Annotated in this window: 22 protein-coding genes; 9 read left to right on the top strand and 13 right to left on the bottom strand. The window is 59.9% G+C overall.

Going from position 1 to position 24,923, the window contains the following annotated elements; genetic code table 11:
- Positions 1-18 precede the first annotated feature (18 nt).
- From AB4O40_RS00930 to AB4O40_RS00960, 7 genes are all read right to left on the bottom strand, one after another.
- The gene (locus AB4O40_RS00930; RefSeq protein ID WP_056722892.1) at positions 19-2,235 is read right to left on the bottom strand and encodes a DUF3604 domain-containing protein; all 2,217 of its coding nucleotides are present in this window, start codon (positions 2,233-2,235) and stop codon (positions 19-21) included.
- A 39-nt stretch (positions 2,236-2,274) separates the two neighbouring features.
- Positions 2,275-3,273, bottom strand: coding sequence for a HupE/UreJ family protein (locus AB4O40_RS00935; RefSeq protein WP_056722890.1), 999 nt, complete (start codon positions 3,271-3,273; stop codon positions 2,275-2,277).
- The gene (locus AB4O40_RS00940; RefSeq protein ID WP_413966573.1) at positions 3,270-4,181 is read right to left on the bottom strand and encodes a peptidyl-prolyl cis-trans isomerase; all 912 of its coding nucleotides are present in this window, start codon (positions 4,179-4,181) and stop codon (positions 3,270-3,272) included. Before AB4O40_RS00940 ends, AB4O40_RS00935 begins: the two co-directional genes overlap by 4 nt.
- A 244-nt stretch (positions 4,182-4,425) precedes the next feature.
- Positions 4,426-5,598, bottom strand: a complete 1,173-nt coding sequence (locus tag AB4O40_RS00945; protein WP_056722886.1) for a helix-turn-helix transcriptional regulator — start codon at positions 5,596-5,598, stop codon at positions 4,426-4,428.
- Between the two features lie 121 nt (positions 5,599-5,719).
- Entirely contained in the window at positions 5,720-7,612 is a 1,893-nt protein-coding gene (cysN, locus tag AB4O40_RS00950; RefSeq protein WP_460056636.1) for a sulfate adenylyltransferase subunit CysN, read from the bottom strand.
- Positions 7,612-8,508, bottom strand: coding sequence for a sulfate adenylyltransferase subunit CysD (gene cysD / locus AB4O40_RS00955; protein ID WP_460056633.1), 897 nt, complete (start codon positions 8,506-8,508; stop codon positions 7,612-7,614). The genes cysN and cysD overlap by 1 nt, the downstream gene beginning before the upstream one ends.
- Before the next feature lie 112 nt (positions 8,509-8,620).
- Positions 8,621-9,091 carry an SRPBCC domain-containing protein gene (locus AB4O40_RS00960; protein WP_223541643.1) on the bottom strand — a complete coding sequence of 157 codons (471 nt, stop codon included), beginning with the start codon at positions 9,089-9,091 and terminating at the stop codon, positions 8,621-8,623.
- Between the two features lie 209 nt (positions 9,092-9,300).
- Between AB4O40_RS00960 and AB4O40_RS00965 the strand changes: the two genes are divergently transcribed.
- The 7 genes from AB4O40_RS00965 (at position 9,301) to AB4O40_RS00995 (ending at position 16,645) form a co-directional block, all read left to right on the top strand.
- A complete protein-coding gene (locus AB4O40_RS00965; protein ID WP_460160126.1) occupies positions 9,301-10,416 on the top strand; it encodes a DUF1214 domain-containing protein in 1,116 nt (371 codons plus the stop codon).
- The gene (locus tag AB4O40_RS00970; protein WP_460056630.1) at positions 10,413-11,582 is read left to right on the top strand and encodes a sulfotransferase family protein; all 1,170 of its coding nucleotides are present in this window, start codon (positions 10,413-10,415) and stop codon (positions 11,580-11,582) included. Before AB4O40_RS00965 ends, AB4O40_RS00970 begins: the two co-directional genes overlap by 4 nt.
- A gap of 32 nt (positions 11,583-11,614) precedes the next feature.
- On the top strand, positions 11,615-12,403 hold the full coding sequence (locus tag AB4O40_RS00975; RefSeq protein ID WP_460056628.1) for an SDR family oxidoreductase: 789 nt from the start codon (positions 11,615-11,617) through the stop codon (positions 12,401-12,403).
- A 12-nt stretch (positions 12,404-12,415) separates the two neighbouring features.
- Positions 12,416-13,384: a DHH family phosphoesterase gene (locus AB4O40_RS00980; protein WP_460160127.1), complete on the top strand. Its 969-nt coding sequence runs from the start codon at positions 12,416-12,418 to the stop codon at positions 13,382-13,384.
- Positions 13,385-13,573: 189 nt separating this feature from the next.
- Entirely contained in the window at positions 13,574-14,395 is an 822-nt protein-coding gene (locus AB4O40_RS00985) for an ABC transporter substrate-binding protein (RefSeq protein ID WP_409079466.1), read from the top strand.
- Positions 14,392-15,237: an amino acid ABC transporter permease gene (locus AB4O40_RS00990; protein WP_460056622.1), complete on the top strand. Its 846-nt coding sequence runs from the start codon at positions 14,392-14,394 to the stop codon at positions 15,235-15,237. The genes AB4O40_RS00985 and AB4O40_RS00990 overlap by 4 nt, the downstream gene beginning before the upstream one ends.
- Before the next feature lie 34 nt (positions 15,238-15,271).
- On the top strand, positions 15,272-16,645 hold the full coding sequence (locus AB4O40_RS00995; protein WP_056722857.1) for an LLM class flavin-dependent oxidoreductase: 1,374 nt from the start codon (positions 15,272-15,274) through the stop codon (positions 16,643-16,645).
- Between the two features lie 68 nt (positions 16,646-16,713).
- Here the strand turns inward: AB4O40_RS00995 and AB4O40_RS01000 are convergent, their stop codons facing one another.
- Positions 16,714-17,886: a DUF1624 domain-containing protein gene (locus AB4O40_RS01000; RefSeq protein WP_460056618.1), complete on the bottom strand. Its 1,173-nt coding sequence runs from the start codon at positions 17,884-17,886 to the stop codon at positions 16,714-16,716.
- Positions 17,887-18,084: 198 nt separating this feature from the next.
- Positions 18,085-18,483, bottom strand: a complete 399-nt coding sequence (locus AB4O40_RS01005; RefSeq protein WP_460056615.1) for a hypothetical protein — start codon at positions 18,481-18,483, stop codon at positions 18,085-18,087.
- A 276-nt stretch (positions 18,484-18,759) separates the two neighbouring features.
- Between AB4O40_RS01005 and AB4O40_RS01010 the strand changes: the two genes are divergently transcribed.
- Positions 18,760-20,097, top strand: coding sequence for a Wzz/FepE/Etk N-terminal domain-containing protein (locus tag AB4O40_RS01010; protein WP_460056612.1), 1,338 nt, complete (start codon positions 18,760-18,762; stop codon positions 20,095-20,097).
- Between the two features lie 212 nt (positions 20,098-20,309).
- Here the strand turns inward: AB4O40_RS01010 and AB4O40_RS01015 are convergent, their stop codons facing one another.
- The 4 genes from AB4O40_RS01015 to AB4O40_RS01030 form a co-directional block, all read right to left on the bottom strand.
- Positions 20,310-22,169, bottom strand: a complete 1,860-nt coding sequence (locus AB4O40_RS01015) for an ABC transporter ATP-binding protein (RefSeq protein WP_056722851.1) — start codon at positions 22,167-22,169, stop codon at positions 20,310-20,312.
- Between the two features lie 83 nt (positions 22,170-22,252).
- Positions 22,253-22,579, bottom strand: coding sequence for an AzlD domain-containing protein (locus tag AB4O40_RS01020; protein WP_056722846.1), 327 nt, complete (start codon positions 22,577-22,579; stop codon positions 22,253-22,255).
- Positions 22,576-23,316, bottom strand: a complete 741-nt coding sequence (locus AB4O40_RS01025; RefSeq protein WP_056722844.1) for an AzlC family ABC transporter permease — start codon at positions 23,314-23,316, stop codon at positions 22,576-22,578. The genes AB4O40_RS01020 and AB4O40_RS01025 overlap by 4 nt, the downstream gene beginning before the upstream one ends.
- Before the next feature lie 381 nt (positions 23,317-23,697).
- On the bottom strand, positions 23,698-24,363 hold the full coding sequence (locus AB4O40_RS01030) for a LuxR C-terminal-related transcriptional regulator (RefSeq protein WP_056722842.1): 666 nt from the start codon (positions 24,361-24,363) through the stop codon (positions 23,698-23,700).
- A gap of 202 nt (positions 24,364-24,565) precedes the next feature.
- On the opposite strand from AB4O40_RS01030, the gene AB4O40_RS01035 reads away from it, so the two are divergent.
- Positions 24,566-24,853, top strand: coding sequence for a PilZ domain-containing protein (locus AB4O40_RS01035; RefSeq protein WP_223541634.1), 288 nt, complete (start codon positions 24,566-24,568; stop codon positions 24,851-24,853).
- Positions 24,854-24,923 lie beyond the last annotated feature (70 nt).

Below are 24,923 nucleotides of genomic sequence, written 5' to 3' on the forward strand. Positions count from 1 at the left end.
GGGCGTCCAGCCCCGACGCTACTTGACCTCCTCAACTTCATAATTCACATAGCCAAACTCATTGCTGCGAACCGCCATGTATTTGCCGTTTTGCTCGAATACTGTGGCCTCGAAGGGCGTACCGCCGAGTGTTGTCACCAGATGCCCGTCCTTGATTTCATATTTGGCCGGCACGCCAAACTGGCCGTCATGCAGCAGGTTCAGGTATTCCCCTTGCGTAGGCGGCTTGCCATCGACGCTGGTGACCAGGCGTTGGCCTCCTGTTCCATAGACGATCTCGAACGTCTGGCCCGTGACGGTATTGCGCACCTTGATGGTCTTACCCACCACGTAGGCTTGCAACTGCTCGTTAGTGAGCGCTTTGGCGCCTTCGCTTTTCAGCTGGTCGATGGTTTTGCCAGCAGCGACAAGCTTGCTGTCCTCAACGGTCGGCGTGTACCAGATCGGCGAAGTCCACGCACGCTCCTGGACGGTGGCCGAGACATCGGCCGGTGGCGGCACTTGCAACTTGGCCGCGTCATAGGTGCTCCAGCGCGGGGTCGGAATCTGGAGCACGCGGGCGTAGTAGAACGCGTGCTGGGCCGGATCGAAATCCGGATCGACCCAGACTTTTTTCAGCTCGGTGGCACCAATGGTATTGGTGTAAGTCGCCTTGGAAACATCGACCGTGGAACCCACCGGTGGGATTTTGCCGGTGGCCTGGTCCGGTTGGCGATCACCGGACCAGGCGACGTCGTAGATCTTCTCGAAGGTCTGGCCGTTTTTGGTCCAGCCCTTGATGATCTGGATTCGGTCGAGGTTGCCATCGTCGACATCCTTGACCGCCCACACCACGAAGGACGGCGCCTGTTTGCCCTGTTTTGCCGGCAAGTCGCCGCCCATGGGAACGCCCTTGGCGTAGGCCGCATGCACCCAGTCTTTTTCATTCCACAAACCGCTGTCGAAGCCCCAGCCACCAAACATGCGCACGGGGATGCGCACGCCGCTGGTGCCATAGACTTCTTTGCGCTTCATGGCATCGAAGATCGCTTCGCGGGTGTTTTCTTCGGCCCAGACACCGGCCAGACCGGAAGTGCTGGTTTGCAAGGCAATCAACCCCGAGTTCTGTTTGCCGGAAAGACGCGCCGCCGGGGTGCTGTCGGTAAAGCCGTGGGAGCCGAAGTTGTAGCTTTGGGAATAAGGAATCACCCCATTGTGCGAGTCGCTGGCGCCGACCACGCCCATTTTGTAGGGGTTGTATCCACGGGCTTGCTGCAAAGCCATGCCGTTTTGCCAGGCTTGCCTTACGTAACTGCCATTGATTTTCGACGTGCTGTTGTCGATGCCGAGCAGGAAATTCATGATTTCATAATTGGCAAATTCGTCTGTCGGCGACAGTTCGGGGTGGGTTTCCGAGGTGCCCTTTACCTGGTGAATTTCGGTGAGGGATTCATTGCGCATCCGCGTCTCGGCCCAGGCGGCATCGATGGGGCGGCCACGGTCATCTACGTCCACTGGGAACATCAGGCCGTTGCTGAGATTGGCGTTGTGGGAGATCGCCAGCACCTCGTTGCCTTTTTTGCGTTGATCGTCCATCCAGCCCCACAAATCCTCCGGTTTGTCCGAATCGAGGGCTGTGAAGGGCAGGTCCGGCACCTTCTTCGAGTCGCGAAAAAACACATTGCGGTGCATGTTTTGATTGTTGGGGGCCGAGGTCCATTCATAGGCGACAAACGTGGTGAACTTGCCGGGCTTGTAGTACTTGTCGGCGATGGCGATGCTCTGCTGCCAGATATTGCCGGCGACCTTCGGATCGATCAGCTCCTTGATCGGGTGGCTCAAGCTGCCGGCGATCCATTTGAACACCCGGTTGAAATCTTCCGGGGTTTTGACAATCAGCTTTTGCGCGATGGGCTGCTTGCTGAAGTCTGACTTCGGATCGTTGGCCAGGGCGATTACGCCCACGTATTCCGAGTGGTCGGTCACGCCATGGAAATCCAGCGGGCGACCCTTGAGTTGTACTTCAAACCCCATTGGATGCTTGATCGGCATCCCCAGTGAGAATTGGTACGTCTGCTCGGGATCGACCTGGTGGTTGCCGATCAGGTAGGCATCAATTGACCAGGAGCTGTGCGAGTGCGTCTGGCCAAAGTAAACCTCGCGATCCGGGTTGCCCTCTGCCAATGCCAGCGTGCTGACAGTAAACACGGCGCAACCGAGCAGTGTTGGTGCGGTGAAGTGTGTAGGGTTTTTCATATTCCACGTCTCCGGAATACGGCAATGACAGGGTGCAACTCAGGACAGGAAACTCGAGACTCTTTCGAAAAACCAGAAGGCAGCCAGCGTGCCCAACCCGTAAGAAGCAATTGGTCGGGCATACAGGACTGCAGGCTGTGGCAATCGACAACGCAGCAGCAGTTCGCGCAGGCTCAACACGACGGCGACGAACATCAACTGGCCGATCTCGACGCCGACATTGAAGGTGAACAGCGCCAGCGGCAGGTCGCGCTGCGGCAATCCGATTTGCGCCAGCGCACCGGCAAAACCGAAGCCATGCAACAAGCCAAAACAGAACGCCACCACCCATGGCCACTGGAGTGTGAAACTGGTTTCGTCACGGTTCTTGCGGGCGATTTCCACTGCCAGCAACAGAATGCTCAGCGCGATCGTCGCTTCCACAGGAGGGCCGGGCAGCCGCACCGCACCCAGTGTAGCGAGTGCCAGAGTGACGGAATGGGCGAGGGTGAATGCGGTGATGGTCTTCACCAGCATCCAGCCATTACTCACCAGCAACAGGAGACCGAAGACGAACAGCAGGTGATCGAAGCCTCCCAGGATGTGCTGGATGCCATGGACCAGAAATGCACCGGCCACCGAAAACGCTCCCGGCGTGGCAGCGATCTCTATCCAGGGTTGCGCAGGGTGGACGAGGGTGGTCGTCAGGCTGCCATCCAGGCGCGAGACACGCACCAACACATCGGTGATGCTCGCTTGCAGACCGATGAATTCAATACGTTGCCCGACCAGCCCTGCGGGACCGGCATCAATGACGCGACGCTCGATCAGTGAATCGTTCAGTTCGCTTTCCACGGGCTCAACGACAGTACGAATACCTTCGGCAAACCGGAGCGCAATCGGCAATCGCATGCCTGAAAGCAGCGGCGTGCGCCACAATGCGTCATAGCGCCCGACGGCCGTTTCGTTGAGTTCCAGGTAAGCAGGGCGCGACTCATGGGCCATGGCCGGCAGCCCCATGAGCCAGAGCACCAACATCAGCCAGACTGCGCGCCTCATCGCGACCGCTGCGTCTGTGTGGCGGCAATCGCACCGGAAGAAGCAGGCATCATCACTACGACCTCATAGCGTGCTTTCAGTGCATCGAAACTCGCGCGTTTCGATGCACTGCGCTGTTCGGACAACCAATCGGACTTGACCTGCCGGGCCACGGTTTCGAAGGGCGGAGGAGGTGATTTGGTCAGTGCATCAATCCACACCAGATGCCAGCCAAAACCCGACTCCACAGGCCCCGCCCACCCCCCCGGCGTTTGTTTGAACAATGAAGTGGCGAACGTTGAACCAAAGACCCGCGCCACCTGATCCCGGGATTGTTCTGTATAGGCGTTTTTGAACATGAAGGCATCGCCTTCACCACTGTTCTTGTCAGATAGCCCACTGAGTGCGGACTGAGCCTGCGCTTGCGCATCCGCGCCACGTTTGTCGAAGGCGAAAAACAAATGATGGAAGGTCAAAAGTGGCGGCGGGGCATATTGGTCCTGATGCTGGATATACCAGGCCTCAAGTACACCGGGTGCCGGTTCGCGAAGTGACGCTACATCCTCGGCGAGGAAGTCCATTTTTTGCGCCAGTCGGCGGCGAATAATAGTGTCATCTTTATCCAGGCCAAGTTTCAGCGCTTCGCGATAGAGGATTTCCTCTTTCACATATTCCTCAATCAGGCCCTGCAACTGTTGCTCCGATGCGGGTCGTTGCCATCGTGCCAGCCAGGAAATCGCGATCCGCTGAACAACTTCGGGGGTGATTTCGATGCGTTGCGGATCTTGATCAAGGGTTGAACGGTGTAAACCTCCGTACAACACAAAGAGTGCAAAGCCTGCGATCAGAAAGTGCAATAGCGGCTGGTGGAGACATCGCTTGATTAACGAAAATCGAGATTCTTTCGCTTCGCAGACGCTAGAGTTCATGACTTATTGCCCCACGCCATTCTGCGAATGGTTTTCGCAGCAGAACGGAGTATTGCTGCTGTGACGCAACTTTCCACCAAGGCTAATCACCATAAGCACTATGGCTTAGTCGCAATCGGATTAACCAATTCCCCTAGGCCGTCCAGTCTTCTGTCTATACAGTCCGGGACGGAGCGCATGTCGCCATTTTCACCCGTCAGCGCGGCTTTCGGTGCAACGGGTTGATACGGCTGCGATATGACCGCTACCCCAACGACGCCACGCTATTGAGCAAGGTCTTGACCAGTTGCGCCTGGCGCGTGGCGCCGGTCTTGGCGAACACTCCGCGCAGGTGGGCGCGCACGGTGTTGCGCGAAACTCCGAGTGCCTCGGCCGTCTCGTCGAGGGTCTGGCCGTCCATGACCAGCATGGCCACTTCGGTTTCCGTGCGGGTCAGCTGAAACAGGCTGCGCAGCAGGTCTCGGGAGGCTTGGGGCGAGTCGGCGGGATCGCGGATGAATACCACCACTGCGGGGCGTCGGGCGCTGTTGTGGGTCTGGTAGTTCATGGCAATCGGGCGCAGCAGCAAGTTCAGCGGCATCTCGCCGCTGGGCCGCGACAGGGTCAGGACTTGCAGGTCGTCGAGGCCCCGCGGGCGCTGTTTCAGCACCGCCTGGATGGCCTGCTGCAGTGTGCGGTTCTCATGGTTGGCGAAGGCACAGAGCTTGTCGTGCTTGCACTCCAGGCCGTCATGGCTGTCGAACAGGCGCTGGGCGGCACGGTTGCAGCGCATCATCCGGCCGTTCTCGTCGAGGATGGCCGTGCCCACCATCAGGCGGTCGATGGTGGCCGCGTAGAGCTGGCGTTCGGCATCCAGTTGATCCACCGCCGAGTGCAGGTCCACCGCCTGTTGCAGGTGCGGCAACAACAGGCGGATCAGGTTGAGCTGCGCCGGGGTGAAGGCTTCGCTGGCGTGGTCGCGGCAGGCGAACAGCGCGCAGTGCATGCCGGCGGCGGTGCGCATGTTGGCCACCAGCACATCGCGCAGGTCCAGGGGCTGCAGGTAGTTGCGGTAGAAATCATGGGCCAGCCAGGCCTCTGTGCCCAGCACCTGGTCGGCACTGGCCACCTGGTCCGCGGGCCAGTCGAGGAACGGGCAGATCGAATAGAAGTGCTCGCTGTAGGAGGGCTCGCCGGGCAACAGCGCGCCATGCACCGAGGCATTGACGATCAGCCCGGGGCGTTCATGGTCGGGGTTGCGCAGCACCAGGGTGAAGAAGCTGACGGCGAAGCGCTGGCGCAGGGCTTCGAGCAAACTGGCCCAGGGCGTTGGCTCCAGCGTGCCGTGGTAGACCAGCCCGAGCAGGCTGCTGAGCTCGGCAGAGGGGATGTCGATGCTGGCGTGCAGGTCCGGGCAGGTGGAAAAGGGCAGGGTCATGCGCGCCTCTTTGGCTGCGTGTTGTCATGGGCGAGTATCGACCGGGGTTACGACAGCAAAATCGTCCGTTTGGCCTAGGGGCGCAGCGCATGCCCAAGGGGCAGGCTGCGCCCGGCAGCCGTTACAGCGCCAGCAGGGCTTCGACGATGCGTTCGGCGGCGGCCTCGGCGGACTCGAACTGGGTGTCGATGTGGATGTCCGGCGCCACCGGCGGCTCGTAGGGTGAGTCGATGCCAGTGAAGTTTTTCAGCTCACCGCGCCGGGCCTTGAGGTACAGGCCCTTGGGGTCGCGCTGCTCGGCCAGGGCCAGCGGCGCATCGATGAAGATCTCGAGGAAGTTGCCGTCGCCTGCCAGACTGCGGGCCATGTCACGCTCGGCACGGAACGGCGAGATGAACGAGACCAGGGTGATCAGCCCGGCATCGAGCATCAGCCCGGCCACCTCCGAAACCCGTCGGATGTTTTCCACCCGGTCGGCTTCGGTAAAACCCAGGTCGCGGTTCAGACCGTGGCGCACGTTATCACCGTCGAGCAGGTAGGTGTGCCGGCCCAGGGCATGCAGCTTGCGTTCGACCAGGTTGGCGATGGTCGACTTGCCCGCGCCGGACAAACCGGTAAACCACAGCACTCGCGGCGATTGGCCCTTGAGCGCGGCGTGGGCCTCGCGGTTGACGTCGATGGCCTGCCAGTGCACGTTCTGCGCACGGCGCAAGGCGAAGTGCAGCATGCCGGCGCCGACCGTGCGATTACTCAGGCGGTCGATGACGATAAAGCCTCCGGTGTCGCGGTTGTCGGCATAGGCATCGAAGGCGATCGGCCGGTCCAGGTGCAGGTTGCACACGCCAATGCCATTCAGTTCCAGGGTCTTGGCCGCCAGATGCTCGAGGCTGTTCACATCGACCCGGTGCTTGAGGTTGGCGCAGCTCATGCCAACGGTGCGGTAACCGATTTTCATCAGGTACGGGCGGCCCGGCAACAGGGGCTGTTCGTCCATCCAGACCAGGGTCGCTTCGAACTGGTCGGCCACCGCCGGCGGGGCGTCGGCCAGGGCGATCACATCGCCGCGGCTGATGTCGATCTCGTCCTTGAGGGTCAGGGTCACGGCCTGGCCGCACAGGGCTTGCTGCTGCTCCCCGGCGCTGCCCAGGATACCGGTGATCTCGCTCTGCTGGCCCGAGGGCAGCACGCGGATACGCTCGCCGACGCTCACGCTGCCGGCCACGACGTTGCCGCAATAGCCACGAAAATCCAGGTTCGGCCGGTTCACCCACTGCACCGGCAAACGGAACGCCGCATTGCTCTGCCGGTCCTGCTCCAGCGGTACGTCTTCAAGGTAGGCGAGCAGACTCGGGCCCTGGTACCAGGGCGTGTTGGGGCTGGCCTGGAGCATGTTGTCACCGCGCAGTGCCGACAGCGGGATGCACTGGATATCCAGCAGGCCGATCTGCGCGGCGAAGGCGCGATACTCGGCTTCGATGCGCTCGAACAATGCCTGGGAATAGTCCACCAGGTCGAGCTTGTTGATCGCCACCACCACCTTGCGAATACCCAGCAGCGACACCAGGTAACTGTGTCGGCGGGTCTGGGTCAGCAGGCCCTGGCGGGCGTCGATGAGGATCACCGCCAGGTCGGCGGTGGACGCGCCGGTGACCATGTTGCGGGTGTACTGTTCGTGGCCGGGTGTGTCGGCGACGATGAACTTGCGCTTGTCGGTGGCAAAAAAACGGTAAGCCACATCGATGGTGATGCCTTGCTCGCGCTCGGCGCTCAGGCCGTCCACCAACAGGGCGAAATCCAGTTCGTCACCCTGGGTACCGAGCTTTTTCGAGTCGGCTTCGAGCTGGCCCAACTGGTCCTCGAACAGCACCTTGGATTCATACAGCAGGCGGCCGATCAGGGTGCTCTTGCCGTCGTCGACACTGCCACAGGTGATGAAGCGCAGCAGTTGCTTGTTCTGCTGTTGTTGCAGGTAGGGCGTCAGGTCGCCATTGCGTGCATCGGTGATCGCGTTCATCAGAAATACCCCTCTTGTTTCTTCTTCTCCATGGAGCCCGCCGAATCGCTGTCGATCAGGCGGCCCTGGCGTTCCGAGGTGCGGCTGACCAGCATTTCGCTGATGATCGCCGGCAGGTTGTCGGCGTCACTGTCGATGGCGCCGGTCAACGGGTAGCAGCCCAGGGTGCGGAAGCGCACCTTGCGCAGTTCCGGGGTTTCTCCCGGCAGCAGCGGCAAGCGCTCGTCGTCGACCATGATCAGCGTGCCGTCACGGCGCACCACCGGGCGCTCCTTGGCGAAGTACAAAGGCACGATGGGGATCTGTTCCAGGTAGATGTATTGCCAGATATCCAGCTCGGTCCAGTTCGACAGGGGGAACACCCGCAGGCTTTCACCTTTGCGCTTGCGGGTGTTGTACAGGCGCCAGAGCTCCGGGCGTTGCTGCTTGGGGTCCCAGCGGTGCTGCTCGGAGCGCAGGGAAAACACCCGCTCCTTGGCCCGCGACTTTTCTTCGTCGCGCCGGGCACCGCCGAACGCGGCATCGAAACCGTAGTGGTCCAGGGCCTGCTTCAGGCCCTGGGTCTTCCACACATCGGTGTGCACGGCCGAGCCGTGGATGAAGGGGTCGATGGCCTTTTCCACGCCTTCGGGGTTGATGTGCACCAGCAGTTCCAGGCCCAGGCGTTCGGCGGTCTGGTCGCGAAAGGCGATCATTTCGCGAAACTTCCAGGTGGTGTCCACGTGCAGCAGGGGGAAGGGCGGCTTGCCCGGGGCGAAGGCTTTCATCGCCAGGTGCAGCATGACCGCGCTGTCCTTGCCGATGGAGTAGAGCATCACCGGGTTCTCACACTCGGCCACCACTTCGCGGATGATCTGGATGCTTTCCGCTTCCAGCCATTGCAGATGAGTCAACATCGGATACCTCCTCGTGTTCTGCCGGGATGGGTGCCGGCTGAACACCACGGTAGGTAAAGCACCGCCGGTGCCTCTTCGTCTGCTCGGACGAAGAAGCGCCGGCGGTTGAAGATCACGCGACGGACGCGTACAGCGTCTCGGCACGGACCTTGAGGGCATGGGCAACGGCATCGAACCCTTGCTTGACCCAAGCGCCATGGTCGGTCATGACCTGGTCGGCGGTGGCGCCGAGGAACTGGTCGGTGGTGTGGTAGCGGCAACTGGCCGCGCCGGTGTGCTCGATGTGTTGCTCGCGACGGGCCGCGTCGGGATTGCCGGCGTTGGCATACATCTCCCAGGCGAGCAGCCGGTGGGGCTCGAAGTCCGCCAGGTACTCGATCACGTGCAGCAGTTCACCCGGGCGCCCCGGATTGGGCAGGAACAGGTTGACCGGCTCGCCGAGCACCAGGCTCGACTCGACCTTGACCGTGTAGGGGTTCCACTGCGGGTAGGCGGGCAGGTCGATGAGGATTGCCCAGACCAGTTCGGCCGGGGCGGCGATGTCCACGGTCAGCGAACGGACCAGGTTTTTTTCTGCGCTCATGGGTGGCTCCTGTGAGGATGACTGCGCGCTACGGACGGTGGCGCCAGTGAGCCCCGGGCTCAGGCGCGATCCTCACCGCTTGTACCCGTCGGCTCCTCGTCCCCCCGGACTAGATCGGGCGTTTAGTCCGCATGGACGAAGAACCGTTGCCGCGCTTCTCCCTAAGGTCGTCTACAGCGGCGGGCCCTCCGCCGGCAGAGGAGACTGACATGGCTACAGACACCCCCCAACAGGAGGTCATCAGCGGTGAGACCTGGACCCGGTTTTGCGAGCAGTTGCGCCGCAGCGGCGAACAAATACTGCGTGCCGAAGCCCCGGCCGACGAGCAGACCCGCGCCGAAGGCTTTCGCTACCTCACCCGCTTGCTGCGCATCGCCCTGGAGATGCACCCGGAATTCGCCGACCCCGACTTCCCCGGGTTCATCACCCCTTCCCATGAAACCGCCAAGATCGGCGCCGACAACCCCGACAACCTGTACCGCTATGCGCGCCTGAACGGCGAGCACGAATACCGGGTCAGCGGCCAGCGCGGCAGTGTCGCCTACCTGAGCTTCGGTTCGCAGAAGGGCGGTTACGAGACGGACGGCAAGATGATCCAGACCGGCTTTATCGACGCCGGGCAACTGCAACTGGATGCCGAGGGCAATTTCGAAATCATCCTCAGCCAGCGCCCGCCGGCCAGCGGCAACTGGCTGCCCCTTGAGCCGCAGAGCAATGCGCTGATCGTGCGCCAGACCTTTCTCGATCGCAGCAGCGAGCAACCGGCGCAACTGCGCATCGAGCGCCTGCAGGCCAGCCAGGCACCCGTGCCGCTGGATGCCGCGGGCCTGCAACAAAGCCTGCAGCGGGTCGGCAGTTTCGTCGAGAACACTGCGCGCTTGTTCGCCGACTGGGCCCAGGGTTACCAGCAGCACAGCAACCAGCTGCCGCCTGCCGACCAGGCGCTGTGCCAGTCCGTGGGCGGCGACCCCAACATCTTCTATTACCACTCCTGCTGGGCGCTGGCCGACGACGAAGCGCTATTGATCGAAGTCGATCAGGTGCCGGCCTGCGACTTCTGGAACCTGCAGATCAACAACTACTGGATGGAGTCGCTCGACTACCGCTACCACCGCATCTGCCTGAACAAGCACTCGGCACAGCTTGCGGCGGACGGCAGCCTGCGCATGGTCCTCAGCCACCGTGACCCGGGCCTGGCCAACTGGCTGGAAACCGCCGGCCATCCCCACGGCACCCTGTGCCTGCGCTGGGTCGGCGCCACGCAACCGGTTCACCCGACCACCCGCGTGGTCAAACTCAATGACCTCAAGGAGCTGGCACTATGAGCGGCAACGATTTTTCTCCGGAGCTGCTGCTGGCCGAAGCCAGCGCTCGCGCAGGTGGCCTTGAGGATTTCGGCCCGGGTGATTTTCGCCAGGGCCTGGTGGTGCTGGCTGACGCTCTGGAAAAAGAAGCACGGTTGTCGTCCCGGGGGCGTGAACTGTTGCGCGAGAAACTGCTGGCGCAACTGGTGAACCGTCTGGTGATCGAAGACCATTGTCGACGCTTCCCGGAAATCCTCGAACTGCAAATCAACGATCCGTTGGTGATCGTCGGCCTGCCACGCACCGGCACCACATTGCTGCAACGCACCCTGGCGGTGGACCCGCAGTTCAGCAAGGCACAGTGGTGGGAAACCCGCTACCCGGCACCACTGAGCGGGGAGACCCTGGAGCAACCGTTGCAGCGCCTGGGCCTGGCGCGCGCTGAAGTGGCGGCGATGATCGAGTTCCTTCCGCAGTTGCTGGCCATCCACCCACTGGACGCCGAGCAGCCCGACGAAGAGTTCATGTTGATGGAGCACTCGTTCCTCTGCGCCATGGACTCCTACGTCAACGTCCCCAGCTACACCGCCTGGCTCGACCGTCAGGACCAGACCCAAGTCTACCGTTACCTCAAGCGCACCTTGCAGTTCCTGCAATGGCAGCAGGCACGCCGTGGCATCGCCCCCGGCCGGCGTTGGTTGCTCAAGAGCCCGCAGCACCTGCATACCCTGGAGTTGTTGTTCGACGTGTTCCCCGGGGCGCAGGTGGTGCTCACTCATCGCGAACCGGCCAGGACCATTCCCTCGCTGGCCAGCTTCATCCATACCCTGTGGCAGCTGTACAGCGACCAGGCCGATGCCATCGCCGTCGGCGAGCAGTGGAACCGGCGCATGGCGCGGGCCTTGCGCCATGCCATGGCGGTGCGCGAACGCATGCCGGCCGAGCGCTTTCTCGATGTGCAGTTCGAAGACACCCTGGCCGCGCCCCAGGCAGTGGTCGAACGCATCTATCGCTTCGCCGGCCTTGAATGCACGCCAAAGGTCCGGGCGGCCATGGACCAATGGTTGTCCGCCAACGGCCGGGAAAAACGCGCTGCCCATCACTACAGTCCTGACCAGTTCGGCCTCAGCGACACGCTGCTGCAACGTGACTACGCCGAGTACCGCGCCCGGCATCTGCAAGCCTGAGCCTGTCCCAAAACAATAAGAGGATTCATCCCATGCTGCTTAAAGACAAAGTCGTGATGGTTTCGGGTATCGGCCCCGGGCTGGGTATCAAACTGGCCCTGGAGGCCGCACGGGAAGGGGCGCGGGCCGTGGCCATCGGCGCCCGCGACATGAGCCGCCTGCTTGAGGCGCAACAACGCATCAAGGCGGTCGCCGGGCATTGCCAAGTGCTGTGCGTGGCCACCGACATCACCGATGTGCAGGCCTGCAAGCGTTTCGCCGAAGCCACCCTCGAGCAATTCGGCCGTATCGATGCGTTGATCAACAGCGCCTTTTCCCATGGCGGATTCCAGGCGGTGGACGAGGCAGACAACGACCCGCTTCGCGAGGCGCTGGAGGTCAACCTGCTGGGCTCGCTGAACATGAGCCGCGCGGTGCTGGCGCCCATGCGCGCGCAGGGTGCGGGGGCGATTGTGATGATCAACACCCTGGGGGTGCGCAAGCCGTATCAGGGTGGGGCGGCCTATGCCGCGTCGAAAAGCGCCCTGGCGGCCAGCGTGCGCTACCTGGCCAGTGAGCAGGCGGCCCATGGTCTGCGGGTCAACGCCCTGGCCTGTGGCTGGATGTGGGGCGAGCCGGTGCAGGCCCTGGTACGACAAACGGCTGCCGCCCGGGGTGTCAGCGAAGAACAGGTGCGCGTCGAGTTCAGTGCCGGCATCCCTGGCGGTCGCATGCGCAGCGACGAGGAGTGCGCCCGCGCTGCGTTGTTTCTGGCATCGGACTACGCCAGTGCGATCAATGGCGCGCAGCTCGATGCCAACGGCGGCGAAGTCATGCACTGAGGAGGACGGCAGATGAACACAATCGATCACTGCGCCTTCAACGGCGATGCCGACGGTCTGTGCGCCCTGCAGCAGTTGCGCCTGGCGGGAGAACTGGGTCCGCAGGTGCACCTGGTCAGCGGGGTCAAGCGCGACATCGAACTGTTGCGCCGGGTCCAGGCCGGACCCGGCGAGCGGGTCACGGTGCTGGACGTGGCCCACGAGCAGAACCGCGAGGCCACCCGGCGCCTGCTCGACGCCGGCGTCCGGGTACGCTACTTCGACCACCACTTTGCCGGCGAACTGCCTCGGCACCCGGCATTTGAGTCCTTCATCGACACGGCTGCCCAGGTGTGCACCAGCCTGCTGGTCAACACCTGGCTGGACGGGCGTCATCACCGTTGGGCGGTGGCCGCCGCCTTTGGTGACGGCCTGGCCGGGCCGGCGCGGGCGCTGGCGAAGCAGCATGGCCTGGCCAACGATGAGGTGCAGGCCCTGGAGGAGCTAGGCCTGCTGCTCAACTACAACGCCTATGGCGACAGCCTGTCGGACCTGCACTTCGAGCCGCTGGCGCTGGCCGCCGAGTTGCTGCCTTACCACGACCCGCTGGATTTCATCCGCCACAGCACAAGCTTCACCACCCTGCGCATCGGCCACGCCGCCGACATGGCTGCTGCCGCAGGCCTTGAACCCTGGCACGAGGGCCGGGGCGCGCGGCTGTACCGCCTGCCCGAGCAACCCTGGGCGCGAAGGGTCAGTGGCGTGTTGGCCAACCAGCTGGCGGCCGGTGCACCGCGCAAGGCGATCGGCTTGCTCAGCGCCGGGGCGGACGGTGACTGGGCGTTCAGCCTGCGGGTACCGGAAGAGGCCGGGCTGGCGGCGGATGCCTTCTGCCGGCAGTTTCCAACGGGGGGAGGGCGCAAGCGTGCTGCCGGGATCAACCGTCTGGCCGACGCGCAATTGAAGGAAGTCGCCGCACGCCTGCTCGATTGCTATCGCTGAAGAAAGAGCAACGCCCCGAGCGGATCGGTCGGGGTGTTGCTTGCCACCAAGGGTCAGCGATACAAGCGCCTGAACCGCTCGATCCAATATAGCTTGAACGCAGTCTTATATTCCATAAAGGAAGTACAAAGTATTTTTATAGTGCGTTTTAATCTATTCAGTATTTTGAATCGATTGGAGCACTTGTCTGTGAACACTAAGGCGCTTTTACCTTTTGGCTTGGCATTACTGGCTACCTGCTCGACGGCGTTCGCGGGCGCCACCCTGGATCGCGTAACCGGCAGCGGGGAGCTGACCGGCGTTCTGATGGAAAGCTATCCGCCATTTTCCTTTCTCAATGAACAGAACCAACTGGACGGGTTTGACGTGGATGTCGCCAAGGCCGTTGCGCAACGGTTAGGGGTGAAGCTCAAGCTGCAGACACCGTCCTGGGATGTCATCGCTGCCGGACACTGGAACGGACGCTATGACATCTGCGTCTGCTCGATGACCCCGAGCAAGGCACGGGCCGAAGTGTTCGACTTCCCGGTCGAGTATTACCAGTCACCGGCCGTGATCGTGGTGAATGCCAAAGACAAGAACATTGCCACGGGCAAGGATCTGTCAGGTAAAAAAGTCGGTGTGATCAGTGCGTCGACCTATGAAGCCTATCTGAACAAGGATCTGGTGATCGAGGGCGCCGAGGACAAGCCGTTGAGCTATCCATTCGAAAGCGTCCAGGTCGCGCCGTACGACAACGAAACGGTAGCCTTCCAGGATCTGGCCCTGGGTACGGGCGTGCGCCTGGATGCCATGGTCACCAACCTCATCACCGCTCGCGAACGCATCGCCCAGGATCCTCGCTTCAAAATTGCCGGCGACACCCTGTATGCAGAGCCCAACGTGGTAGCGATCGAAAAGGGCGATCCGCAATGGAATGCCAAAGTCACTGAGGTCGTCACCCAGCTCAAGGCCGACGGCACATTAAGCAAGATTTCACAGAAGTGGATCGGTGCCGATATCAGCCAATGACAGCCCTCAATCCACACCCGGCCAAGGCGACTGTCGCCCCCGAGACCCAGACGCGTCGTTTCAGCCCGCTACCTGGTTTTCGCACTCGCCTGTATTTGACCTGGGCAGTGCTGTTTGCCCTGTGCGTCATGTTTTTCATGAGCTTCGATCTGAAGTTCTCGATCATTGTGCAGAAGCTGCCCAACCTGGTCGGCCTGCATTTGGGGCCTGACGGTTTCTTGCAGGGCGCCGCGCTGACACTGTTCTTGTGCTTCTGCTCGATCTGGTTTTCATTGCTCCTTGGCTTCGTGACGGCACTGGCACGCCTGTCTCGCAGTGCAGTGGCTTTCGGCATTGCCAGTTTCTATGCGTCCTTTTTTCGCGGTACTCCGCTGCTGATCCAGATCCTGCTGATCTACCTGGGGCTGCCGCAGTTGGGTGTGGTTCCGGGCGCCATCAGCGCGGGGATCATTGCGCTGTCGCTCAATTATGGTGCCTACCTCAGCGAGATTTTTCGTGCCGGCATCATGGCTGTCGCACCCGGGCAGCGCGAAGCGGCGATGGCCCTGGGGCTGAATCCGGCGGCAACATTCCTGCACGTCGTCCTGCCGCAAGCCATGCGCACGATCATTCCCCCGACAACCAGTCAGTTCATTTCAATGCTCAAGGACTCTTCGTTGATATCGGTGATGGGGGTCTGGGAAGTGATGTTCCTGGCGCAGTCGTACGGTCGCTCGTCCTACCGCTACATCGAAATGCTCACCACCGCAGCCGTTATCTATTGGCTCCTGTCCATTGGGCTGGAGTTGATTCAGAACCGTCTTGAACGCCACTACGGCAAGGGTTTCAAGCATCAGCGCTGACCCGTCCGTTTAATGACTTTTTACAGGTACTACGATGTCCGATCCGAAACCTCTGTTGTTTGCGTTATACGAGCAAGCCAGTGTTGGCTGTGGCGGCGCGCCGAGCCTCTGGACGCACCCGGCTGACGAACGACTGACCATCAATTCCCTGGGCTACTGGTCGAATCTGGCACGCATCGCCGACCAGGCTCATCTCGACATGCTGTTCTTTGGTGATGTGCTGGGCTTCTACGATGTGTTTGGCGGCAATGCCGACGCGGCCATGAAGTGGGCGGTGGAAGCACCGGCCAACGATCCGTTGATGATCATCCCGGCATTGGCCGCCGTGACGGAAAACCTCGCCTTCGGCGTCACTGTCACTACCAGTTACGAGCATCCTTTCACCCATGCCCGGCGCTTCAGCACACTGGATCACCTGACCAATGGCCGGGTCGGGTGGAACATCGTCACCTCCTACCTGACCAGCGCCGCTCGCAACTTCGGCCTGGAGCAGATGATCAGGCACGATGATCGCTATGAGCGCGCGGATGAATTTCTCGATGTGGTCTACAAGCTCTGGGAGGGCAGTTGGGCAACCGATGCCGTGGTGGCCGACAAGTCTCGCCAGGTCTATGCCAGGGGCGATCGCGTGCGACCGATCAACCATGTTGGCGAGCATTACCGGGTGGCCGGGCCGCATTTGACGTCCCCGTCACCGCAACGTACACCTTTGCTGATCCAGGCCGGTTGGTCAGGCCGTGGTCGCGAGTTTGCGGCCAAGCACGCCGAACTGATTTTCATCGCCAAGTCCAACCCGCTGGAGATTCGCCAGGGACTGGAAGATATATGGACGCAGGCCAGGGCACGGGGGCGTCACGCCGAGGATGTGAAGTCGCTGACGGTGCTGCGCATCGTCACCGCCAGGACCGAGATCGAAGCCCAGCGCAAATATGACGAGCTGCAAAGCAACTATCACTTGCAGGCGCAACTGGTGAGTTATGCCGGGGATACCGGTATCGACATCAGCCGCTACGCGGACAGCGATGCGTTGTCCACTCACACCGAAGGCATGACCTCTTATGTGATGCGTCCCGATGGCAGTGGCAAGCCCTTGACCGCCGGCGATGTCAAACAGCGCTTTGCCAACGTCACCCGGGGCAGTGACCTGATTCTGGTGGGAACGCCGCAACAAGTGGCCGACCGGATCGAAGAGCACGCCCGTATTTCCGGCACCAGCGGCTACATGCTCAACCCGCTGATCAGCCCGGGCAGCCTTGAGGACTTCGTTGAGCTGATCATTCCTGAACTGCAAAAGCGTGGTTTGTATCGCACCCGGCCACAGAGCGGTACTTTCCGTTCGCGGTTACGGGAAGATGGCGCTAGCCATTTACCGGATTCGGCCTACGGCGCCTCATTCCGCTTTGATTAAGGGTTTCAGGACGGGACATCTTGAAAAAGGGGCTCTCCAGGGACCCCTTCATTGAGCAAATATCCTGTTCAGAAGTATTTGAGCCATCCGATATCGCGACGGCGTGCCTTCAATGCCGCGAACCAGCGCACGGGTAAATACAGGGATAGAGCCAAGAACACCGCCGTCAGCCACACAGCCCAAATGCTGTCGAAACCGAAAAAAACTCCCTGGTTCAATCCGAACAGCGCCACGCCGACCAGATACAGCGCCTTGAGTGCGTAAAGGTGAAGCAAGTAGAAGAACATCGGCGCCGCACCAAAGACGGCCAATGCATTGACCCACTTGCGTTGTCGGGCCCGTTCCAGGGCACGTAGCAGTAACAGCCCCACTCCCAGCGTCAGTGAAAGAAACAGCAGGGAAGGTGGGTATTTTGTAATGTTGAAGAAGCTCATGAGGGTTTGCGTGATGCCTTCATGGGCGACCCAATGCGCCTCGCCATAACCATTGATGGCTCGCAGCGCGACAAATCCGATCAATGTCCCGGCCCCGGCAAGCAGCAGATTACGTTGACGCTGCGCGGCCAAGACCTGGCCGGCAAACCAGGGGCCGATACTGTATCCAAGGGCAATCACACCGATCCAGGGAAGCACCGGATAAGAGGTGCGCAGACGCAAGCTGTCGGAGAAATCGATCCAGCCGCGATCATGCAGAATCGCCCAAGGTATATGCATGGGCGAGCCTGCCGCGAAGTGAACATTATCCAGCAGGTTGTGCCCGGCCACGATCACCAGGCCCAGGCAGCACAGCATGGGCCTGGGTAACCAAACCAGTCCGGCCAGGGCAATCATGCAGATGCCAATGGCCCAGATCACTTGCATGTAGATTGCCGTAGGCGGGAACTGAAAAGTCCAGGCGAAATTCACCAGGGTGAACTCAAGCAGCACAAGGAACAGACCGCGCTTGAATAAAAAGGCTGACACATCGCCCTTGCCCTGGTGTTTTTGGCCATACAGGTAAGCGGAAAGCCCGGTGAGCAGTATGAAAACCGGCGCACACAAATGGGCAAGTGTGCGGCTGAAAAATAGCGCCGGCTCAGTGGATTCGATGTCCATCGGGTCTGTTACCTGACGGTGCAAAAAGAACGTTTCGCGCACGTGATCCAACAGCATCAGGAGGATTACCAATCCCCTCAGGGCATCAATGGACAGCAGGCGTTGGCTCAAGCCTGTGATGGGCGGGACATGGGTAGAAGTTGTCATCGAATATCGCAAGCAGGGAGTGGATGGCTCTGCCAGTGACAACGGGCAGCTCATGTTTATATTGGTTATAACATAACATGTTTGCCTGCTTCGTGGACATTCGCATGGGGTGGCTAAATCGGTGTCATCGTCACGTCGAGGAGGGCGAAAGCGCATCGCTCGTACCTCATCGACGTTTTTAGCCTGCGGGGCGTCGCATTAGCGACGATAGTAGCGGCGATCGTCCTCGTAACGGTACCGCATGGCCCGGTCCTGGTGGCGCTCCCAATCACGGCGGCGTTCGGCTTCCCGGCGAGCTTGTTCTCTACGCCAGTTTTCTCGATGCCAGTCGTCCCGGCGCCAATCGTCTCTACGAGAGTGCCAACGGCCGTCATGCCAGTATCGGTCGTCATGGGCAAGCAACGGCCCTGTCTGCTTGTCGGACATGCTGGCCAAGGTCGGCCAAGGGTTGCCAGCAGCCTGGACGGGAACCTGAACTGCCGCGACTTCAGGTGCCAAAACAGGGGTTGAGGTCTTCATCTGTGTGGCTGATGCCGAGCCCACTGCCGCGAACGCGAACAGGCCGAAGAGCACCATCCGTGGGTCATGGAATTTCATGAGCGAAGACAACCTCTGATTGATTTCTGGGCGTGTGGCCATCCGGCTGCGGGAATCCTGCGGGTTCTCGCCTGGCGAGTGGATGTGCCTATCCACATAGACCGATAAACAGGAAAAAGTTCTAGGGGGCCGCTGTTTAAATAGCCAACGGCATAAGGGGGCGGGATCCAGGCATTAATCCTCGAAAGTTATTGAGCGCAAATAAACGCTCGGACGCGACATCGGGCGTGTAGAATAGTTCCGTTTTAATGGAGTAAATTGTGCAATGGAGCTTGTATGAGTCACGCAGAGTCGCTACCGTCATCCCGCCCCATCCCGGTTTCGTACAATACCCAAGCAATTGATTTGGGTGAGTTATTCACCACCCTGTGGCGTCAAAAGTATCTAATCGCAGGCATAGCCTTGGCAGTCACAGCGATGGCAGCGGTCTACGCTTTTACAGCGACACCTCAATACCGGACGAAGACATTTCTTCGTCCTCCGTCTATTAAAGACCTTGACGCACTCAATCAGACTGGGGTTTACACCCTCAATCCCGAGGAATCACTCAGGCGCGTAGGTGCTGCACTTAACTCCTATGAAGTGCATAAATCCTACTTCGATAAGCACCAAGAACAATTCTCCGGTATTGACTCAGGCGACTTGAAACAGGCCTTCGAACGCTTCAACAGCGAAGCGTTCAGGGTTATTCAGCCAAGTACTAAGATCGGCGACAACCTTACAACATTCGTCGGACTGGAAATCACTTATCCGGAAACCGTCGAAGGTCATCTCATTCTTAATGGGATCGTGCAAGAAGCCATAAAAAGCGAGCGCAAGCAGATTCAGGACGACTTGAACAGTGTGATTGACAACAGTCTCAACACCCTGGAACGCAAGATGGGCATTGCCCGCGCTAGTTATGAGGCCGATAAGGACTCAACGATTGCTAAAATCAGTGAAAGTGACGTTCTCAAGCGCGCGCAGCTGCAGGATGAGTTGCGTGCAGTTCGTACAGAGCTGCGCGACCGTCGGGAAAGTCGTATCACCCAGCTGAACGAGTCCATTCACATAGCTCGTGAGTTGGGGATCGTGAAGCCGACTACCCCTACGGCGATGGGGCAAGGTAACGGCGTAAGTCAGGGCAATGTTTTTCGTGCGGAAGTTTTCAACGAGCAGTTCCCGCTGCACTTCATGGGTACTGAAGCTCTTGGTGCCGAGCGAAATGCCCTGTTGGCACGAAAGTCTGATGACCATGCCAGCCCTCGGATCTCCGAGATCAAAAAAGAGCTTCAGCTTCTGGATCAAAATCGGCAGATTGAACGACTTAAATCGCGTAAAAACGACGATCTATTCCTCAACACGCTGGTTGATATGAGGGCAGAAAAAACACGGCTGGAACATATCAATCGCGACCTGAGTGAACTGGTTTTGGTAAAGGTTGATCAGCAGGCTATCAAGCCAAACCAACCGATCAAGCCCAATAAGTTGCTGATTCTGATTCTCGGGATATTCGGGGGCGGTGTGCTCGGCATATTCGTCGCACTGATACGCGGCATAGTACTTAACCGCTCTGCCAGCCATTACGAGTTGAGTACCGGAAAAGTACTTATAGGGCAATCAACCATACAATAAGCATTAAGGAGTCATGTCGCATAACTCCGAAGTTATGCGGCGGCTCTCTCGGGCTTGGCGGTGAAAGCATTGTGATGTCGTGTGAGTCTGTCGCAGCTGCTCAATGATCTGCAACACTCCTTCTGCTTGCACGGAATTTAGTTGTTTTGCATCGACCGGTTGAATCCACAACACAAAGCTGCCGCTTGGAGATCATCCCCGGCCGTTCACGCTCATACCTGATCCATAGCCTCGGTCATCCCCCGATCTTCACCCAGGAACCCGCCACTCTGATGGTGCCACAGCCGCGCATAGATGCCGTTCCTGGCGAGCAACTCGGTGTGGGTGCCCTGTTCGATGATGCGTCCATCGTCCATGACAACAAGTCGATCCATTGCCGCAATCGTGGACAACCGATGGGCGATGGCGATTACGGTTTTTCCCTCCATCATTTCATCGAGGCTTTCCTGAATGGCCACTTCGACTTCCGAATCCAGCGCGCTGGTCGCTTCGTCAAGTAGCAGGATAGGGGCGTTCTTGAGCATCACTCGGGCTATGGCGACGCGCTGGCGCTGGCCGCCCGAAAGCTTGATGCCGCGCTCGCCCACCAAGGTGTCGTAGCCGGTGTGCCCTTGCCGGTCGCTCAGTTGGCTGATGAACTCATCGGCCTGGGCATTGGCCGCGGCACTGCGGATTTGTGCGTCGCTTGCATCGGGTCGACCGTAGGCGATGTTGTCGCCAATGGAACGGTGCAGCAGGGAAGTATCCTGGGTGACCATGCCGATGGCGCTGCGCAGGCTGTCTTGCGTCACGTGCGCAATGTCTTGCCCGTCAATGCGAATCTGCCCGCTGTCGACGTCATAGAAGCGCAGCAGCAAGTTGATGAGTGTGGATTTGCCCGCGCCGGAGCGGCCCACCAGGCCGATTTTTTCGCCAGGACGAATGCTCAGGCTCAGGCCATCGAGCACTTGGCGTTCGCCATTGTAGTTGAAGCTCACGTTGTCGAAGGTTACCGCTCCGCCGGAGGTCACCAGGACTCCCGCGCCTGGCGCATCCTGCACCTTTGGGCCGCGGGTAAGGGTTGCCATGCCATCCTGTACGGTGCCGATGCCTTCGAACAGCGAGGCCATCTGCCACATGATCCAGTGCGACATGCCGTTGATACGCAACGCCATGGCGGTAATCGCCGCCACGGCACCTGTGCCGACTTCGCCCAGGTGCCACAGCCAAAGCGCATAACCGCCTGCTGCCATGATCAAAGCCACCACCAACGCTTGGTTGACGATCTCGAATTGGCTGACCAGGCGCATCTGGCGGAAGCCGGTCTGCTTGAAATCCTCCATGGCCGCGCGCGCGAAGTGCGCTTCACGATTGGAGTGGGAGAACAGTTTCACTGTCGTGATGTTGGTGTAGGCGTCTGAGATACGTCCGGTCATCGACGACCGCGCATGGGCTTGTTCCTGTCCGACTTTCCCCAAGCGGGGGACGAAGTAGAGCATGGCCAGCCCGAACAACACGATCCAGGCAACGAAGGGCAGCATCAGTTTCAGTGCGAAGCCGCCGGCCAGTGCGATGATCGCGATGAAGTACACCCCGATTCCGGGTGCGATCTCGATAAGGGTGAACAGCACGTCGCGCACGGCCAGTGCAGTCTGCATCACCTTGGTGGTGACCCGTCCGGAGAACTCATCGGAAAAGAACGAAAGGCTTTGCCGGAGCATCAGGCGGTGGAAGTCCCAACGCAGTCGCAACGGCAGATTGATCGCCAATATCTGGTGCTGAACCATGGTTCGCAGAGCCACCAGCCCGATGCTGGCAAGCATTACGATGCCCATGCCCCACAACACGCGACTCTCCTGCGCAGCCGCATCACCACCGGCCTGCCAGGTCGAGAGCAGGTCCACGACCTGGCCGAGGAAGGAAAACAGCCAGGCTTCGTAGATCGACACGCCGGCACTGAGCAGCGCAAACGCAAGAATATAGCCGCGGGCGCCCCGTGTGCACGCCCAAAGGAACCGAGTCAGGCCTTCGGGTGGCGGTGGTATCTCGTCGGGCGGGAAGGGGTCGAGTCTTTGTTCAAATGCGCGAAGCATGCTGGTCTCCGAAACGATCAAGTAAGGAGATTCTGCCATTTAAAGGTTACTTTGAGGGTTATATGGAGTGGCGGGTCAGCGCTTCATGATCCGATCAACTTGAAAGCCCAAAGCGCCGCCATGCCTGCCGCCAGTGTCAGGACAGTATTTCGAGTCTTCCACGCGACCCAGGCAGCAACAATGGCGGCGGGGATTTGCGGGTTGCCGAGCACGAATTCACTGTGCCCGTTGGGATACACCACGGCGGGGAGTACCAACGCCGCCAGCACACTTGCCGGTACGTAGAGCAGGGCTCGACTCAGCAGGTCGGGAATTCGCCATCGACCATAGAGCTCGACAAACGAAAGGCGCATCACAAAGGTTCCCACGCCTACTGCCAGAAACATCCCCCACAAAGCCAGGTCACTCATCGTGTCTCCTTCTCGACGCCGTCAGAGCTCATAGTGTTCAACGGGCTTCTACGAATGTTCTCGATCAATAACCCTGTAAAGACTCCACCTATCGAAGCCATTACCAATCCAAGGTTGTAGGGCATATTGACTGCCAACACAGCGATCAACCCGCCGACCGCTGCGGCCCCCAGGCTCGCCGCACTACGCAGATTGGGAACGAGAAGCGCCAGAAAAGACAAGGGAATGGCAAAGCTCAGTGACCACGACTCGGGGATACTTGCGCCCAGAAAGACCCCGGCCAATACCGAGAGCTGCCAGGTTAGCCACATGGCCACAGCAGTACCGGCATAAAAGTAATGTCCGAATCGATCTGGTTCTCCCGAGGAAAACCTTAGACTGTAGAGCGCGAAAGACTGATCGGAAAGCAGGTAGGACATTGGCCATGTCCAGCGACGGGGCAGGTGATGCAGGCGAGGTGCCAACGAAGCGCTGTACATGATAAAGCGCAAGTTGATGATCAAGGCTGTAACCACAATCGCCACCGGCAAGACACCGTTATGTAGCAGCTGGAGTGCAACCATCTGTGCGGATCCAGAGTAAAACAGCAGCGTCATGCCCATCGTCATGCCAGGCGACATTCCCATTTCGATGGCCATCACTCCGGTAACCAGCCCGAATGGAATCACTCCGGGAGTCAATGGAATGAGCGTTCGAACGCCGTGCATGAAAGCTTCCATTCCTGTTCGATACTGCATTTCGTTTCCTTTTGACCGGCGCTGCGAGGGCTTCGTGGAGTGGAGTGTAGGCGCCGCAGGAGCATGGGCAGAATCGACTTTTTTTCTGAGAAAACAGGTACTTTTTGTTATGGCAAGAATTCCCCAGCCTGATCAGGCACTCATGAAAATGCCATCGTTCAAGGCCATGCGGTCATTTGTTGCTGCCGCCAAGTACCGGGATTTCACCCGGGCCGCAGAAGCGTTGTGCTGCTCCCCGGCGTTATCAGCGCTTTGGCTTTCACAGCTGTCGGAGCAGGTCGACTGGAACGTGTGGTTCGCTTTTCAATCCCACGATCTACAGATACCAACGGCGCAAAGCCCGCATTACTGCGCGGTTAAGAGGCATTCAGTCAAGAGTCCTCAATCGCCTGTGGAAAGCCCATGCTTGTGTGCGTAGGCGTACAGATCTACGCGGTTAGTCAGGCCCAGCTTGCTGTAGATCGATGTCAAATGGTTGCGCAGCGTGTGCTCGCTGATGTGCAGTTTCTCGGCCACCAACTTGCCAGGGGCTGAGGGATCGCTGGCCAGCGATGCAATGGTTTGCTGCTCGCGGCGTGTCAGCCTGGCGATTTTGTGTTGCTCCGGATCTATATCGCGATCGGCTTTCTTGCGCGCCAGTTCAAGGAAGATACGGCTGGTCGCATTGCGGTCAATCCAGAGTTCGCCTTCATGCACTTTTTCTATGGCTTTGAGCAAAATTGAGGCGGATGCCGACTCCCGCTTATCCACCACCCCACGTGCGCCCGCCAGCACCGCACGGTCATGCAGTGCCTCGTCGCTCGACCCTGTCACTACCAGAATCCTGGCTTTGGTCCGGCTGTGCAGTTCGGCCAGCGACTCGATGCAGTCCTCGCTGTCCAGGTCCAATACCACCACATCTGGTGTGTACAGGTGCAGCGAAAGCAGGTATTGCGCCACTGACGCCGTCGAACCCGCCAGCGCCAACTTCGGTTGAGCGCTTTCCACCAGACGCTCAAGGCCCCAGGCCACGAGCGGTAGAGCGACTAACAGGACTTGAATTGGCATGCGGCTCGCTGCCTCTTTAGGCGGGTTGTGTTAGCTGATCATGATAGCAATCGTTGCAGATCCTGGCTTTTTCCATAGCGCTTCAGGCACCCCCTCCCATGACATTTGTCCCGTAAAACACTGTTTTTCCGGGTGATTGACTCCCAGAAAAAAGGGATAGAGCACTCATGTAAAACACAGTGGTCGTTTTTAGACTGCAGCCATGAAAGACGCACACCGAATTGAGCCCCGTGAACAAGTCACCCTGTCGCTGCAACTGATCGGCGGGGGCAACGGTGTCACCCGTGACATCAGCGCCTCCGGATTGTATTTCGAAACCGATAGCGAGCAGCAGGTGGGCAACTTGATTGACTTCGAGATCGAACTCGACACTCCCGGCGGCCCGATGAAATTCAAGGCGCAAGGACAAATCGTGCGCGTTGAGCAACAGGATGGTAGGGCGGGGCTGGGTGTGAAGCTGCTGGCCAGCCGGCTGGTACCGGTGGAGTGAAGTGTTCGTGGGTTGAGGAAGAATCGGCTTGTGGCTGTTAGCGGCCCACAGCGGTTTTTTTCTCAGGGTG

The sequence above is a fragment of the Pseudomonas sp. S2_F07 genome, from assembly GCF_054668325.1.

What these genes read in the sequence shown, in the direction of transcription:
- AB4O40_RS01005 (WP_460056615.1), bottom strand. Translation starts at nt 18,483, where the DNA reads ATGAAATTCCATGACCCACGGATGGTGCTCTTCGGCCTGTTCGCGTTC.
- AB4O40_RS01000 (WP_460056618.1), bottom strand. Translation starts at nt 17,886, where the DNA reads ATGACAACTTCTACCCATGTCCCGCCCATCACAGGCTTGAGCCAACGC.
- AB4O40_RS01010 (WP_460056612.1), top strand. Translation starts at nt 18,760, where the DNA reads ATGAGTCACGCAGAGTCGCTACCGTCATCCCGCCCCATCCCGGTTTCG.
- AB4O40_RS00945 (WP_056722886.1), bottom strand. Translation starts at nt 5,598, where the DNA reads ATGACCCTGCCCTTTTCCACCTGCCCGGACCTGCACGCCAGCATCGAC.
- AB4O40_RS00935 (WP_056722890.1), bottom strand. Translation starts at nt 3,273, where the DNA reads ATGAGGCGCGCAGTCTGGCTGATGTTGGTGCTCTGGCTCATGGGGCTG.
- AB4O40_RS00965 (WP_460160126.1), top strand. Translation starts at nt 9,301, where the DNA reads ATGGCTACAGACACCCCCCAACAGGAGGTCATCAGCGGTGAGACCTGG.
- AB4O40_RS00995 (WP_056722857.1), top strand. Translation starts at nt 15,272, where the DNA reads ATGTCCGATCCGAAACCTCTGTTGTTTGCGTTATACGAGCAAGCCAGT.
- AB4O40_RS00960 (WP_223541643.1), bottom strand. Translation starts at nt 9,091, where the DNA reads ATGAGCGCAGAAAAAAACCTGGTCCGTTCGCTGACCGTGGACATCGCC.
- AB4O40_RS00975 (WP_460056628.1), top strand. Translation starts at nt 11,615, where the DNA reads ATGCTGCTTAAAGACAAAGTCGTGATGGTTTCGGGTATCGGCCCCGGG.
- cysN (WP_460056636.1), bottom strand. Translation starts at nt 7,612, where the DNA reads ATGAACGCGATCACCGATGCACGCAATGGCGACCTGACGCCCTACCTG.
- AB4O40_RS01030 (WP_056722842.1), bottom strand. Translation starts at nt 24,363, where the DNA reads ATGCCAATTCAAGTCCTGTTAGTCGCTCTACCGCTCGTGGCCTGGGGC.
- cysD (WP_460056633.1), bottom strand. Translation starts at nt 8,508, where the DNA reads ATGTTGACTCATCTGCAATGGCTGGAAGCGGAAAGCATCCAGATCATC.
- AB4O40_RS01035 (WP_223541634.1), top strand. Translation starts at nt 24,566, where the DNA reads ATGAAAGACGCACACCGAATTGAGCCCCGTGAACAAGTCACCCTGTCG.
- AB4O40_RS00990 (WP_460056622.1), top strand. Translation starts at nt 14,392, where the DNA reads ATGACAGCCCTCAATCCACACCCGGCCAAGGCGACTGTCGCCCCCGAG.
- AB4O40_RS00970 (WP_460056630.1), top strand. Translation starts at nt 10,413, where the DNA reads ATGAGCGGCAACGATTTTTCTCCGGAGCTGCTGCTGGCCGAAGCCAGC.
- AB4O40_RS00940 (WP_413966573.1), bottom strand. Translation starts at nt 4,181, where the DNA reads ATGAACTCTAGCGTCTGCGAAGCGAAAGAATCTCGATTTTCGTTAATC.
- AB4O40_RS01015 (WP_056722851.1), bottom strand. Translation starts at nt 22,169, where the DNA reads ATGCTTCGCGCATTTGAACAAAGACTCGACCCCTTCCCGCCCGACGAG.
- AB4O40_RS01025 (WP_056722844.1), bottom strand. Translation starts at nt 23,316, where the DNA reads ATGCAGTATCGAACAGGAATGGAAGCTTTCATGCACGGCGTTCGAACG.
- AB4O40_RS00980 (WP_460160127.1), top strand. Translation starts at nt 12,416, where the DNA reads ATGAACACAATCGATCACTGCGCCTTCAACGGCGATGCCGACGGTCTG.
- AB4O40_RS01020 (WP_056722846.1), bottom strand. Translation starts at nt 22,579, where the DNA reads ATGAGTGACCTGGCTTTGTGGGGGATGTTTCTGGCAGTAGGCGTGGGA.
- AB4O40_RS00930 (WP_056722892.1), bottom strand. Translation starts at nt 2,235, where the DNA reads ATGAAAAACCCTACACACTTCACCGCACCAACACTGCTCGGTTGCGCC.